A 13,030-nucleotide genomic window follows, 5' to 3' on the forward strand; every position below is an offset into this window, starting at 1 on the left:
GGTGCGAGACGCCTGCGGGATCAGCGTGCCAGCGAGACCCCGCAGATTTCTGCTTGTCTGAGGAGGCTCGCGGTGCGCCCGCGGTCGTGCTCAGTTGATGCGAGCAACCGAAGCGATGATTCAACACTGTAAAGACACAAACCAATCACACATGGCTGGAGATTAAAGACCGGGCGTTTTTTGCCCGGTTTTTCTTAGTAAGTGTAAATGATTTAAAATTATTCATTGTTAGGTGCTGAAAATTCAAGTATAGATGACTAAATATGCACTGAGCTTTAGCACAATTTAGCACTGTTTTTAGAAAAAACGCCGCTGCTGCATAAATTTCCCCCTTTCTTTCGTCAAAATCTTGCTCAAACCGAGGTTTCTTATGGTTAAATTCGTGTAACACTGCCCTGATTGAATCAATTCATGATAAAATGAAGTGTAGCGATTGAAGATTGAGAGTAGGTGGAAGTGTGAGTAAAACATTGGCAATTGCCAACCAAAAAGGCGGTGTCGGCAAAACAACGACAGCGGTTAATCTCAGTGCCTGCATGGCTACATTAGGCTGCAAGGTATTAATGATTGATATTGATCCTCAAGGAAATGCAACAAGCGGCTCAGGTGTAGACAAAGGCGATGTCGATGAATGTATATACGATGTTCTCGTAGATGAGGTTGAAATTTCAAAAGTGATCCATAGTTCCGCAATTGAAAATCTTGACGTTGTTCCTTCGGCTATTCAACTGGCAGGTGCGGAGATTGAATTGGTATCAACAATATCAAGAGAGATTCGCCTAAAGCATGCCATAGAAAAGGTGAAGGACTCATATGACTACATAGTCATTGATTGTCCGCCGTCGCTTGGACTGCTAACCATTAATGCATTGACAGCTGCTGATGCCGTAATTATTCCGGTACAATGCGAGTATTATGCACTGGAGGGACTGAGTCAGCTATTGAACACGGTCCGCCTTGTCCAGAAGCATTTGAATCATCATCTTGCGATTGAAGGCGTTTTGCTGACAATGCTTGATGCGCGAACAAATCTTGGACTGCAAGTCATTCAAGAAGTAAAAAAATACTTCCAAGATCGAGTGTTTAAAACAATTATTCCACGTAATGTACGATTGAGTGAAGCGCCAAGCCACGGACAGCCAATTATTATGTATGACTCCAGGTCAAAAGGGGCCGAAGTGTATTTAGACTTCGCTAAGGAAGTGATCACGAATGCCTAAAGCATTAGGAAAAGGCTTAGATGCTTTCTTTCCCACGGCGTTTAATGAAGAATTAGATAATGCGGTGGAGCATGTTAAGCTAAACGAACTGCGTCCGAATCCATATCAGCCACGGAAAAAGTTTGATCAACAGGCATTGGATGAACTTGCAAGCTCGATCAAAGAACATGGGATTATTCAGCCTCTCGTTGTTCGAAAAAGTATAAAAGGCTATGATATTGTCGTCGGCGAACGGCGCTTTCGAGCTGCAAAACAAGCCCAAATGACGACTGTACCCGTTGTGGTCAAGGAACTGTCCGATGAAGCAATGATGCAGATCGCGTTGATTGAAAATCTGCAGCGTGAGAATCTTAATCCGATTGAGGAAGCAGAGGCCTACAGAAAATTGATGGATGGTCTGCACTTGACTCAAGACGAATTGGCAAAAAAACTTGGGAAAAGCAGACCTCATATTACGAACCATTTACGACTGTTGCAACTGGATTCGGCAGTTGCAGCATTGATTGAACAGGGAAAACTTTCAATGGGTCATGGCCGTGCGCTTGCTGGTTTGAAGGATAAAAAACAAATGGCGCCGGTTGTTGACAAAGTCATCAAGGAGCAGATGAATGTCCGTCAGCTCGAAGCACTTATCCAGCAGCTCAACCATCATGTTCCACGTGAAACATCGAAAAAGAAACAATGGGCAATGCCCGCTGAGTTAAAGGATCGGGTCTATGGATTAAGAGAAAAATACGGTACTGCAGTAAAAGTAAAACCTAGTTTGAAAAAGGGAAAGGGTAAAATTGAACTGGATTACTATTCTGCAGAGGATTTATATCGTTTAATTGATATTATGGAAGGACGACTCTGAGCAGTCGCTTCTTCTTTTTTTATTTATCGTGGACTTCCATTCTCATTTCAGTAAGCGGTGCATCTTTAGTAAGCTAAAAGTACGGAGGTACGGGATTTTTACAAATAAGCCCATTATAAGGAATGACATGAGCTGCCTATAACTGTAACAAAACACTATTTTAAATATGGTAATCTGTAAAATTGAGATGGTCCCCAGTTATCTACTATAATCTGATGACATTATGTTCCCACAACCGATTTGCAAGTATACGTATTCTTCAACGTTCTCATCGTTTTAATCCATTAAAAGTAGCTTTGATAATAGTCGTCCCTTCCTATTTGAAAGGAGAGCGACACTAAGGCATTGTCCGATTACTTGAGATAAACTCATAACGATATGAAGACGTGTATTTTGAAGAACTGAGTATTCCATGAAGCCGCTGATGTTGACAACACCGGTGATGTTCATGTCACCGACAGGCACAAGCTCTTTTTTAACCCCCGCGCCAGGAAGAACCGGGCCCTCTGCTATGTTAATTTTACCAATGTTCTTTTGCTTTCCAAGACAAGCGTCAATACCAATAATAAATGGATTTTTATGGGTGGCTGTGATCAGGGCAAGTGTTTCCTGCAGATTCATAGCGTGTACCGGTTTTTCCAAGGTTCCGTAAATAGAGGCATCTGGCAGATGACGTCGTTCAAGATAAGAGCCGACAAGAGGACCGAGCGCATCGCCTGTTGAACGGTCCGTGCCGATGCAAACAATAACGATTGACGACGTTCCGATTGCCGGCAACAAATGACGTATGGCTTGGATAAGCGCATGGTGATTGCCTAGATCCTGATAATGAACTTGCGCTGTGAGCTTTTGCCCTGATCCTTGATCGAATTTCAGATTCATAGATTCGCCTCCCAAGTATCAACAGTATATGAAAAAGGGAAGACATTTATACATCTGAAAACAGGATGAAAAGGCAGATAGTTTTTACGTTAAGTTGCATTTCAATTCCATTCGCCTGATCAGTTGTTCGGAAATGCAAAATACTCAGAAAAAAAGTGATATGCTGGACCACATAATAAGATAAATTTTACTGTTGAGTATGCTAAAAATCTGTCTTTTTCATAAGAAATAGGATATACTATGTATCAGAAAAGCAAGCTTTACAATGTAATAAGAAGGCGATGAAGGAAAGAAGTACTCATTGCAGCCGTATTAAGCGATTCAGGAAAAGTGCAAGCCTGATTGCGGCAGATGAGGAAGGCGTTCTTGAGCCATTGCATGATCGAGCGGGTGCGAAGTATTCGCACCAATTAGGGTGGAACCGCGTGAGCAAACAAAAGCTTTCGTCCCTAGGCAGGAGCCTAGTGGATGGAAGCTTATTTTATTTTGTCAAAGGAGCAAAAGACATGAGTAAAACAATGGAACAGGTTGTGAACTTGGCTAAGCAAAGGGGCATTATCTTCCCAGGATCGGAAATATACGGCGGATTGGCTAATACGTGGGATTATGGTCCAATCGGTGTTGAATTGAAAAACAATGTCAAAAAAGCATGGTGGAAAAAATTTGTGCAGGAATCGCCTTATAATGTAGGACTCGATGCTGCCATCCTGATGAATCCGAAAACATGGGAAGCATCCGGACATATCACGAATTTCAACGATCCAATGATCGACTGCAAAAAGTGCAAATCACGTTTCCGTGCAGATAAGCTTATTGAAAGCAATATTCCACAGGCAGAGCTTCCTGGACCGGTAGATGGTCTGACTTTCGAAACGATGCAACAGCTTATCGAGGAGCATCATATTCCTTGCCCGGAATGTGGCGAGCATGATTTCACGTCAATTCGCCAGTTCAATCTCATGTTCAAAACGTATCAGGGCGTGACAGAAACAGCGAAAGATGAAATTTTTCTTCGTCCCGAAACAGCACAGGGGATTTTCGTCAATTTCAAAAATGTGCAGCGGACGATGCGTAAAAAAATACCATTCGGTATCGGCCAGGTAGGAAAATCATTTAGAAATGAAATAACGCCAGGAAACTTTACATTCAGAACAAGAGAATTCGAACAGCTTGAACTAGAATTCTTCTGCAAACCGGGAGAAGATGGAAAATGGTTTCAATACTGGCGAACTTTTGGCTATGAATGGTTGAAATCATTAAATGTAAAGGCAGAAAATCTGCGTCTGCGTGATCACGAAAAAGAAGAATTACCGCACTACAGCAACGCGACAACGGATATTGAATACTTGTTCCCATTCGGATGGGGCGAATTATCCAGTCTTTCCTCACGTACTGATTATGATCTTCGCCGTCATATGGAGGTTTCGGGTCAGGATCTCCAGTATATTGATCAAAACAATAATGAACGGTACATTCCTTATGTCATTGAGCCGTCACTCGGCGCCGACCGCGTGACACTAGCATTTCTGGCCGAAGCTTATGAAGAAGAGAAGATTAGTGAAAAGGATACGCGAACTGTGCTTCACTTCCATCCGGCTTTGGCACCATATAAAGCAGCAATTTTGCCGCTTTCTAAGAAACTAGGCGAAGAAGCGATGGCTGTTTATCAGGAACTGGCAAAAGATTATATGGTTGATTATGATGAAACCGGCTCGATCGGCAAACGTTACCGTCGCCAGGACGAAATCGGTACGCCGTTCTGTATCACTTATGACTTTGATTCAAAAGAAGACGGCAAGGTAACCGTACGTGACCGCGATACGATGGAGCAAGTTCGGTTGCCAATCGACGAATTATCAGCCTTTCTTAAAGAAAAGATTGCATTTTAACGACACAGATCGTGCTCTTTGATTTATGGTAAACCAGTAACCTTTTTTATAGCATTGAAGAAATTTCCCAATATTGGAGGAAGGACTATGCCGAATCCTCGTATCAGTTTCGATCTGAATGATGTTGTAGAGATGAAAAAGTCTCATCCATGCGGTGAAAATCAATGGAAAGTTATACGCATGGGTGCGGATATTCGTATCAAGTGTCTCGGCTGCGGACACAGCGTCATGATGCCGAGAAGTGAATTTCAACGTAAGGTTAAGAAGATTCTTGAGCATGGTTCCGAAGCCTAAAGGGCGCCTATAAAGGGATAAGGCTGCGGTAAGCGGCATCTTTGTTGAAGTGGTAAGAAAAACCCAGGGGGTTGAAGGTAAATGAGCTTGACTACAGGTATTGTCGGTTTGCCGAATGTCGGCAAATCAACGTTGTTTAACGCAATTACACAGGCTGGAGCAGAAATGGCTAACTATCCATTCTGCACGATTGAGCCCAATGTCGGGATCGTTAGTGTACCCGATGAACGACTTGATCAATTAACTGAGATGTACCATCCGAAGAAAACCATCTCGACGACATTTGAATTCACTGATATCGCCGGATTGGTTAAAGGTGCAAGTAAAGGAGAAGGACTTGGTAATCAATTTTTGGCAAATATTCGCCAAGTTGATGCGATTTCTCATGTTGTACGCTGCTTCGAAGACAAGAACATCACTCATGTATCCGGAAAAATTGATCCAATCGATGATATTGAAACGATTAATCTCGAACTGGTTCTATCAGATATGGAACAGGTGAATAAACGGATTGACCGTGTAGAAAAATTGGCAAAGCAGAAAGATAAGGCATCAATCGTTGAGTATGCTGCCTTGAAAAAGTTAAAAGATGCGTTTGAAGCGGGCATACCGGCAAGGCATGTCGCACTAACCGAGGATGAGGAAGCAGCAATCAAGGCTTTTAACTTTCTGACGAAGAAGCCTGTCCTTTATGTGGCCAATACTTCAGAAGACGATGTATCTGCCCCTGATGAAAACCCATATGTACAGGCGGTTAAAGCATTTGCTGAAAAAGATGGGGCAGAGGTTGTCGTCATTTCAGCCCGCATTGAATCTGAAATTGCCGAACTTGATGGAGAAGAAAAGAAAGTATTTCTTGAGGAATTAGGTTTGGATTCCTCCGGTCTTGATCGCTTAATTGCCAAAGCCTATGATCTGCTTGGCCTCGCAACGTACTTTACAGCAGGAGAAAAGGAAGTACGGGCTTGGACGTTCCGAAAAGGAACGAAGGCACCGCAGGCAGCGGGTATTATTCATTCAGATTTCGAACGCGGTTTTATCCGTGCTGAAATTGTTTCTTATGAAGATCTTATTGCGGCCGGTTCGGAATCTGCAGCAAAAGAAATGGGACGTCTGCGTCTTGAAGGAAAAGATTATGTGATGCAGGATGGGGACATCGTTAACTTCCGTTTCAACGTATAACGAAATTTTGAAAATAACTTGAATCGACGGGCGAACTATGCTATCATATTGATCTATGAGTGAGTAAACTTGCTCTCTGCTCCTTTAATGGAGCCGCTTAGTCCAAGGGGAGGTGAATGATTGTGCGCAAATACGAAATTATGTACATTCTCCGTCCGGATCTGGAAGAAGAACAGGAAAAAGCCGTTAAGGAAAAACTGGCTTCCATTCTGACGGATAACGGCGCCGAAATCAACGAAGTTAAGGAAATGGGCAAACGACGTTTAGCCTATGAAATTAATGACGTGAATACCGGTGCCTATGTTGTTCTGTATGTAACCGCCGGCAGCGAAGCCATCAATGAATTTGATCGTCTGGTCAAAATCAATGAAGATGTACTCCGCTTCATGACGATTAAAGACGAACGCAAACCTGAAGAAGCGAAATAATTGATTTAAAAAAGAAAGGGGTTAGATCCTGATGATCAATCGTGTTGTTCTGGTTGGCCGGCTGACGAAAAATCCGGAACTGCGGTATACGCCGAATGGTGTTGCTGTGACTAGCTTCACGATCGCTGTGAATCGCCCGTTCTCGAATCAGCAAGGAGAACGAGAGGCTGATTTTATACCGGTCGTTGTCTGGAGAAGACAAGCTGAGAACGCAGCCAATTTCCTGCAAAAAGGAAGTTTGGCAGGCGTAGACGGTCGCATTCAGACACGCAGTTATGAGAATAACGAAGGTCGACGGGTTTATGTGACGGAAGTGGTAGCTGATAGTGTGCAGTTCCTTGAACCGAAAAGCACTAGACATGCAGACGGCGGCAATTATGCCCCGAGCGGTGCATCGGCAGCATCTTCAAGTCAGCAGCGAGGCGGCTATGCGCCTTCACCGTCCAGTAACCAAAATAACAGCTCAGGTCAGAACCAGGGCGCTCCTTCTTTTGAAGATCCTTTCGCAGGCGACAGTAAGCCGATTGATATATCGGATGACGATCTGCCGTTCTAATTGCTGAATTCAATTGAAAACTAAGGAGGTGCCGAATATGGCAGAACGCCGCTCACGTGGTAAGCGCCGTAAGGTATGTTTCTTTACCGTTAATCACATTACTTACATTGATTATAAGGATGTTGATTTGCTCAGACGATTCATTTCTGAACGAGGAAAAATTTTGCCTCGTCGTGTAACCGGAACAAGCGCGAAATACCAACGTCAACTGACAAGAGCGATCAAACGCGCACGTCAAATGGCTTTACTTCCGTACACTACGGAATGATGATATAAACTAAAGAGGCTGTCTCAAGAGCTTGATGAAGTTCTGAGACGGCCTCTTTTTTGCGTTCCGCAATTTGTACCTATGAATATGAAGAGGGAAAGCTGGAAAGTCGCCTATCTGTTCATTATTTATAGGCATGTTTGTAGAAAATGAGTAATTAGTGGATGCGGTTGCTCTTTGCTTGTATTCATTGCAGGTTGAAATAATGTTAAGAAATAAAAATCATGATCAGGCAGCTCAAGAATTCTGGCTTCTCCATCCTCATTGACACCCGCGACAATGAATCCACTATCGTTTAGAATTTTTTGATAGTTAAGGTTCAATCCATAATTACAATTGTAGGTCTCAGTAATTTTATTCTTTTGAAAGAGTTTATAAGCCTCGGTGCCTTCATTTATAAATACAGATTGTCTAATATTTCCATGGAGTGAACAGGATAATTGAGACACAACTTTATTTTCTGCGTGGGCATCAACTTCTTCAGTGTTTACATCGATTAATCCTATTACATTTTTCATGAATTCAATAATCCCATATTGAAAACCACTGCAATTTCCGAGGAAGGGCACGTTTTTTGATTCCCTAATCCATTTCAGAGCAGCTAACACATTTCCATCTGATTGATAAGGTCCGCCGGGTGCTAACCAAAGCCCATTATATAGACTTAGTTCACTGTTATGTAGATTTTTAGTGGATAACCATTCAAACTCCAAATTTGGATATAGTTCTTGTCTACTGGCCGTCAGAGCTTCATTAATTGCAGTGTGATTTTTTAAGTTTTCATTGAAATCTCCAATGATTCCAATTCTTTCAGACATATAAAATCCCCCCTCGTTAATATAAAAAGTTATTATAAACAAACGTATCCCTGTTGTATAGCAATTTTTCACTACCTTATAGCTAAGATGCGTGATATTCGTTGACCTTTGCCCCCTTTTTTTAATAAAAAAAGAGGATGTCTCAAAAGTCCGGTTTTGACTTTGAGACATCCTCATCTTGATGATTAATAGTATGGTGCCATCATCACATAGACAATGACTCCTGTTAAGCTTACATAAAGCCAGATTGGCATCGTCCAACGGACAATTCGCTTATGCTTCCCGATCTGCATGGTCCAACCCCACACGAGTGAGAGCAAGGCGAGCGGTACAACAAATGCAGCCAGCGCGCTATGTGTAATCAGTATGAAAAAATAGATGGGACGAATGATACCCGAAGCGCCGTAGTGAGGAGGCGGCGCAAGATAGTGAAAAGATAAATAGGATACTAAGAAGAGCAATGTTGAAGTAAAGGCCGCGAGAATGAACCCACGATGCACGTTGATCTTCTTATTCTTAATTGCTACAAGTGCAGCGATGAGAAAAATAAAAGTAAAACTGTTAAAAATCGCGTTAAATCGTGGAAGCAGATAGACATCAAATCCGATGTGCCCCTTGTATCCGATAAACGGTGCAAAGAAAAGCAAGAGGATTAATACGTCAGCGACCACGGAAAAAGCAAGAATTGATACGACATAGCGTCTGTTGCTCTTCGCCTTGTCTTTGCTATTCTGCGATTCCATTGATTTCTGCATAGCTAGGCAACTCCTTTTGTCATAAAACAGACACATTTACTTAATCATAGGAGAGAAGCAAAGAGGAATCAAGGAAAAAGTTCAGATGAAGCAAAACCTTAATCTTCCGATGGTGATGCATTTTTGTCAGCACGTAGCAAATGTTCTGTGATTGATTTAATTCGCGTGTGCGAGGTGATTTCTTCTTCAATCATTTCTTTAAGAATTACATGGATGAAATAACGAACCGATGCCATATCGCTGAACTGAATGATTGAAGTGAGTGCTTCTTTGTAAATTTGGAAAAATAAGGGCTCAGGATTTCCTTTTTGAATTTCTCCATAAGCTTCATACAGCAAATCTATTTTATCTGCTACTGCAAGGATTCGTCCTTCCAAAGACCGGTCCTTGCCTTCCTTAAATCGTGCCTCGTAAACTTGGCGGAATTGCTTGGGAAATTCTTTATCCAGATATTCCTGTGTCATGGACCCTTCAACTTGAGAGAAGAGCTCTCGAAGTTTGGGCAATGCATACTTTACCGGTGTTTTAATATCGCCAGTAAACAATTCAGAATAATCATGGTTGATTGCCTTTTCATAGACCGTTTTCCAATCCACATCTTGTCCGTCCTCGGCTTCAACTGTTGCTAGGAACTGCACAATGGTGGCTACTTTAAATGAGTGACTGGCAACGGAGTGTTCTTGGTATTTAAAAACGCCTGGACAGCGGTAAATGCCTTCCAGGTCAGATAAGCTTTGAAAGTATTTATGAATGCCCATAAATGTCTCCTCCCGCTTAGTAACTATTTGATTTGTAAGCTCTGGTTAACTGCTTAGTATCCGACAACTTCCCGTTCTTTTGCATTCAAACCGGTGGTAAACCGTATCAATTCCTTGATGCTGAGCAGCGGCATTTCTTTATCCTGAAATGCAACAGTCTTCGTGATCAGACCGTAGGGATTTGTCGCATCTTTTGTCGCATCGGCCAATTGTCCGGGTTCGAAAGTAAACGTATCGCCGACCGCATCGATGCTCAGCGCTGCGGTCTCCGATCCTGAAACGCAGACAACGTATTTTTTATCTTTATTCGAGAACGGATTCTCTGATGCATGAAAAGCGAGGTTTAATGAAAGAACGGGAATAATTGATCCTCGCACGGAAATGAGTCCTGCAAAAAAAGAATGGGTAACCGGGACGGGCAGGATCTGGACTGGCTCAAGGATTTCCTGAATGTCTTTAATTAAAACACCAATTTCTTGAGCGCCAACAAATAATGAAATACCTATACAGTCTTCTGAACTCATCACCATATTGATCACCTCACTAAATTATTCTGTCTAGGCAAGGTCAATGATTATAACCTTCTAGTATCTATTTCGAACAGGATCAGAAATTACTTAATACTATAAACGAAAAGTTCGTGCGCGTCATTTTTTTCCTAAATGAGGCACGGAATCCGGTTCGACTAATATTTGATCCTTATACCAGGGATTGATGTGGATCAGGACTTCTTCCACATCGGGATAAGTACGAATCATTTTTGAACGAATAGCTTCGGTAAGGTCGTCGCCTTCTTGAATGGTATAAGAACCTGGGATTCGAATTTGTGCATCAATGAGCACTGCATTTCCATGTTCGCGTGCGCGTAAAATATCAATGACTTTGACCTCTGGAAATGAAAGGAAAACTTGACGATATTTCTCCTGTGCTTTTTCATCAACACTGCTTTCCATAAGCACATTGGTGGCTTGAATAATCATCACAATAGCAATTCTTAAAATCAGAATAGATACAACGATACCTGCTACCGGATCGCCGTAATGTGTGTAGGGAAGATCAAAAACAGTCCCGATCCAGCCGATCCCGAGCCCAAGTGCTGCAGCAATTGATGCATAGATATCGGCCAAGTGATCGGCAGCGGTTGCATGCAGACTCTTGCTGTGATAGCGATCAGCTCCCTTTTTTGTGTAAATATACAGCATCCACTTTGCCAAAGCAGAGAAAAGCGCAGCAGCAAATGCCCAGATGCTTACGGATGATATCGGTCCGAACAACGCTTTGACGGCCTCATACGTTAGAAATAATGCGGCAACGATCAGGACAATAGAAATGAATGCGGTTGAAATGTCTTCTGCTTTTCCGTGTCCGTAAGGATGCTCCCGGTCGGCCGGGTGATTAGACAACTTCATAGAACCGATGGTGGCAATGGATGCAATAACGTCGCCTCCATTGTGCACGCCGTCAGCCACAAGAGCTGTACTATGGAAGATCAATCCGAAGATGATTTTTATTAGCGTTAGAAGCAGGTTGCTTACGAGACTGACCCATGCGGTTAGCAGGGCTTTTGGTCCTTCATAGGTCATAATGATTCACACTCCTTAAATTGTTTGCCCGAGGCAAGTCGGGAAACAGAAAAGGCAATCCGCAAGCGGACCGCCTTTTTAAAAAAATTTATGTTCACTGTTAATGTATTCATGATGGTACCAACTCTCGTTGATAAAATTGGTCACTAATTATAGCAAGGAAAGCGAGGTTGAGCTTTTAAATAAAACGCTTTCTTTTTGTTTTAAGATAACATTATCAATTATAGAAGGTCTAATGTAAATTGCAAGGAAAAGATCGCTCTTTCATTAAAAAGTGCTTTTGTATTATAATAAAAATTATGGTGTTGCCAAGTTGTGTTGGTGATAAAGAGGCAAATTAACGCCTCCTTAAGCGGACTAGTAAAATCTTGATTAGCGAAAATTCCACTTAATCTTAGGCAAATGGCTCATCATGTTTGTAATACGGAATGCAGGTTAGATAATTCTGCACAGCCCAAGCTGAGAGGTGTCACTATGAGTGATCGGAACGCTTTGCTTCGCGGAGCGCTTGCAACGATTTCATTATATTTGTTAATTGTTTTAACTTTTTTCTTGCCCTATGTGTCATTACTGACCATATGGCTTATTCCTCTGCCGCTCATGTTTCTAGCGGCTAAGGACGGCTGGAAACCTGCCTTGGGTGTTTTTGGGCTTGGACTTTTGTTTCTGGTCATCTTGGATCACTCGTTTTATTTGTTACTCCCACTCTTTTTCATGGTACTCGGAGTTGTAATTGGTTATATGGTTTATTTGAAAAAATCCGCTTTCGCACTTCTGTTGGCTGGAAGTTTGACCAACATTGCGGTATTAATTATCTGTCTGGCAGTGTCCGTGCTGGCTTTTCGCTTTAATCCGGCAACAGCGGTACAATCCGCTCTTAATGATTCATTTCAGCAAACCGTAACGCAAATGAAGCCGATGCTGAATCAGAGTACAGATGAATTGATGACACAATACAAGCTGCTGAGCGGTACGCTTGTACATCTTACACCACTGGTCATTATCATTGCAGGAGTTTTTTACGCCTTGGTTGTTGAATTAATCAGTCTGCCGATTTTGCGCAAACTGAAGGTTGAGGCGCCGCATTGGGTGCCGTTCCGCATGTGGCAGGTGCCGAGAAGCATTATCTGGCTCTATTTAGCCGTATTGTTTATCGGATGGTTCGGAGGTGCAGATCAGACGGCACCGATTTATACAGCTGTACTTAATGTCGACTTTATCCTGCGTATTTTGCTTGCTGTTCAGGGATTCAGTCTTATTTTTTACTACACATATATGCGGAAATTCCCGCTGATAATTCCAATTACAGTGACTTTGTTGACGCTTATTTTTGGATTCTTGTTACTGCAATTGGTATGTATATTGGGTATAATTGATCTAGGTTTCAATCTTCGGAAAAGAATTGGCCAGAAGAAGCTGTAAGTAGTTTAATCACGAACAGATACAGCCTTTTTTCTCAATAATAAAATGGTCAGGCTTATCTTTCAAAGCTGATTGATTCGTGTTGGGAATTGAAGTTACTCGCACGATGAGTACGGAAAATG

15 protein-coding genes are annotated in these 13,030 nt (G+C 42.3%); 9 read left to right on the plus strand and 6 right to left on the minus strand.

Going from position 1 to position 13,030, the window contains the following annotated elements; genetic code table 11:
• Nucleotides 1-458: 458 nt before the first annotated feature.
• The gene (locus tag NOM01_RS11860) at nucleotides 459-1,220 is read left to right on the plus strand and encodes a ParA family protein (RefSeq protein ID WP_255748692.1); all 762 of its coding nucleotides are present in this window, start codon (nucleotides 459-461) and stop codon (nucleotides 1,218-1,220) included.
• A complete protein-coding gene (locus NOM01_RS11865) occupies nucleotides 1,213-2,073 on the plus strand; it encodes a ParB/RepB/Spo0J family partition protein (protein ID WP_255748694.1) in 861 nt (286 codons plus the stop codon). The genes NOM01_RS11860 and NOM01_RS11865 overlap by 8 nt, the downstream gene beginning before the upstream one ends.
• 276 nt (nucleotides 2,074-2,349) lie before the next feature.
• Here the strand turns inward: NOM01_RS11865 and yyaC are convergent, their stop codons facing one another.
• Nucleotides 2,350-2,955 carry a spore protease YyaC gene (yyaC, locus tag NOM01_RS11870; protein WP_255748695.1) on the minus strand — a complete coding sequence of 202 codons (606 nt, stop codon included), beginning with the start codon at nucleotides 2,953-2,955 and terminating at the stop codon, nucleotides 2,350-2,352.
• A 506-nt stretch (nucleotides 2,956-3,461) separates the two neighbouring features.
• Here yyaC and NOM01_RS11875 point away from each other — a divergent pair.
• The 6 genes from NOM01_RS11875 to rpsR all read left to right on the plus strand — a co-directional run bounded on the left by NOM01_RS11875 (nucleotide 3,462) and on the right by rpsR (nucleotide 7,572).
• Nucleotides 3,462-4,844 carry a glycine--tRNA ligase gene (locus tag NOM01_RS11875; RefSeq protein ID WP_255748739.1) on the plus strand — a complete coding sequence of 461 codons (1,383 nt, stop codon included), beginning with the start codon at nucleotides 3,462-3,464 and terminating at the stop codon, nucleotides 4,842-4,844.
• Nucleotides 4,845-4,931: 87 nt separating this feature from the next.
• Nucleotides 4,932-5,138, plus strand: coding sequence for a DUF951 domain-containing protein (locus NOM01_RS11880; RefSeq protein ID WP_255748696.1), 207 nt, complete (start codon nucleotides 4,932-4,934; stop codon nucleotides 5,136-5,138).
• Nucleotides 5,139-5,219: 81 nt separating this feature from the next.
• Complete coding sequence (gene ychF, locus NOM01_RS11885; RefSeq protein ID WP_255748697.1) at nucleotides 5,220-6,320, plus strand: redox-regulated ATPase YchF; 1,101 nt, start codon at nucleotides 5,220-5,222, stop codon at nucleotides 6,318-6,320.
• A gap of 122 nt (nucleotides 6,321-6,442) precedes the next feature.
• Complete coding sequence (gene rpsF, locus NOM01_RS11890) at nucleotides 6,443-6,748, plus strand: 30S ribosomal protein S6 (protein WP_255748698.1); 306 nt, start codon at nucleotides 6,443-6,445, stop codon at nucleotides 6,746-6,748.
• A 31-nt stretch (nucleotides 6,749-6,779) separates the two neighbouring features.
• Nucleotides 6,780-7,304: a single-stranded DNA-binding protein gene (ssb, locus tag NOM01_RS11895; RefSeq protein ID WP_255748699.1), complete on the plus strand. Its 525-nt coding sequence runs from the start codon at nucleotides 6,780-6,782 to the stop codon at nucleotides 7,302-7,304.
• Nucleotides 7,305-7,341: 37 nt separating this feature from the next.
• Entirely contained in the window at nucleotides 7,342-7,572 is a 231-nt protein-coding gene (gene rpsR, locus NOM01_RS11900; RefSeq protein ID WP_255748700.1) for a 30S ribosomal protein S18, read from the plus strand.
• Nucleotides 7,573-7,700: 128 nt separating this feature from the next.
• Here the strand turns inward: rpsR and NOM01_RS11905 are convergent, their stop codons facing one another.
• The 5 genes from NOM01_RS11905 to NOM01_RS11925 form a co-directional block, all read right to left on the minus strand.
• The gene (locus NOM01_RS11905; RefSeq protein WP_255748701.1) at nucleotides 7,701-8,390 is read right to left on the minus strand and encodes a glutamine amidotransferase-related protein; all 690 of its coding nucleotides are present in this window, start codon (nucleotides 8,388-8,390) and stop codon (nucleotides 7,701-7,703) included.
• A gap of 185 nt (nucleotides 8,391-8,575) precedes the next feature.
• Nucleotides 8,576-9,133, minus strand: coding sequence for a DUF420 domain-containing protein (locus tag NOM01_RS11910; RefSeq protein ID WP_255748740.1), 558 nt, complete (start codon nucleotides 9,131-9,133; stop codon nucleotides 8,576-8,578).
• A gap of 110 nt (nucleotides 9,134-9,243) precedes the next feature.
• The gene (locus NOM01_RS11915; RefSeq protein ID WP_255748702.1) at nucleotides 9,244-9,903 is read right to left on the minus strand and encodes an HD domain-containing protein; all 660 of its coding nucleotides are present in this window, start codon (nucleotides 9,901-9,903) and stop codon (nucleotides 9,244-9,246) included.
• Between the two features lie 53 nt (nucleotides 9,904-9,956).
• Nucleotides 9,957-10,433 (minus strand): chemotaxis protein CheW, encoded by a 477-nt coding sequence (locus NOM01_RS11920; protein WP_255748703.1) that lies wholly within the window; start codon nucleotides 10,431-10,433, stop codon nucleotides 9,957-9,959.
• A 117-nt stretch (nucleotides 10,434-10,550) separates the two neighbouring features.
• Complete coding sequence (locus tag NOM01_RS11925) at nucleotides 10,551-11,486, minus strand: cation diffusion facilitator family transporter (RefSeq protein WP_255748704.1); 936 nt, start codon at nucleotides 11,484-11,486, stop codon at nucleotides 10,551-10,553.
• 474 nt (nucleotides 11,487-11,960) lie between these two features.
• On the opposite strand from NOM01_RS11925, the gene NOM01_RS11930 reads away from it, so the two are divergent.
• The gene (locus NOM01_RS11930; protein ID WP_255748705.1) at nucleotides 11,961-12,908 is read left to right on the plus strand and encodes a YybS family protein; all 948 of its coding nucleotides are present in this window, start codon (nucleotides 11,961-11,963) and stop codon (nucleotides 12,906-12,908) included.
• Nucleotides 12,909-13,030: the final 122 nt, after the last annotated feature.

Source organism: Sporolactobacillus sp. STSJ-5 (assembly GCF_024385605.1).
Classification (GTDB): Bacteria; Bacillota; Bacilli; order Bacillales; family Sporolactobacillaceae; genus Sporolactobacillus.

Bases quoted from the DNA above. Each gene is read 5' to 3' on its own strand.
- NOM01_RS11865 (WP_255748694.1), top strand. From the start codon at position 1,213: ATGCCTAAAGCATTAGGAAAAGGCTTAGATGCTTTCTTTCCCACGGCG.
- yyaC (WP_255748695.1), bottom strand. From the start codon at position 2,955: ATGAATCTGAAATTCGATCAAGGATCAGGGCAAAAGCTCACAGCGCAA.
- NOM01_RS11875 (WP_255748739.1), top strand. From the start codon at position 3,462: ATGAGTAAAACAATGGAACAGGTTGTGAACTTGGCTAAGCAAAGGGGC.
- NOM01_RS11880 (WP_255748696.1), top strand. From the start codon at position 4,932: ATGCCGAATCCTCGTATCAGTTTCGATCTGAATGATGTTGTAGAGATG.
- ychF (WP_255748697.1), top strand. From the start codon at position 5,220: ATGAGCTTGACTACAGGTATTGTCGGTTTGCCGAATGTCGGCAAATCA.
- ssb (WP_255748699.1), top strand. From the start codon at position 6,780: ATGATCAATCGTGTTGTTCTGGTTGGCCGGCTGACGAAAAATCCGGAA.
- rpsR (WP_255748700.1), top strand. From the start codon at position 7,342: ATGGCAGAACGCCGCTCACGTGGTAAGCGCCGTAAGGTATGTTTCTTT.
- NOM01_RS11905 (WP_255748701.1), bottom strand. From the start codon at position 8,390: ATGTCTGAAAGAATTGGAATCATTGGAGATTTCAATGAAAACTTAAAA.
- NOM01_RS11910 (WP_255748740.1), bottom strand. From the start codon at position 9,133: ATGGAATCGCAGAATAGCAAAGACAAGGCGAAGAGCAACAGACGCTAT.
- NOM01_RS11915 (WP_255748702.1), bottom strand. From the start codon at position 9,903: ATGGGCATTCATAAATACTTTCAAAGCTTATCTGACCTGGAAGGCATT.
- NOM01_RS11920 (WP_255748703.1), bottom strand. From the start codon at position 10,433: ATGGTGATGAGTTCAGAAGACTGTATAGGTATTTCATTATTTGTTGGC.
- NOM01_RS11925 (WP_255748704.1), bottom strand. From the start codon at position 11,486: ATGACCTATGAAGGACCAAAAGCCCTGCTAACCGCATGGGTCAGTCTC.
- NOM01_RS11930 (WP_255748705.1), top strand. From the start codon at position 11,961: ATGAGTGATCGGAACGCTTTGCTTCGCGGAGCGCTTGCAACGATTTCA.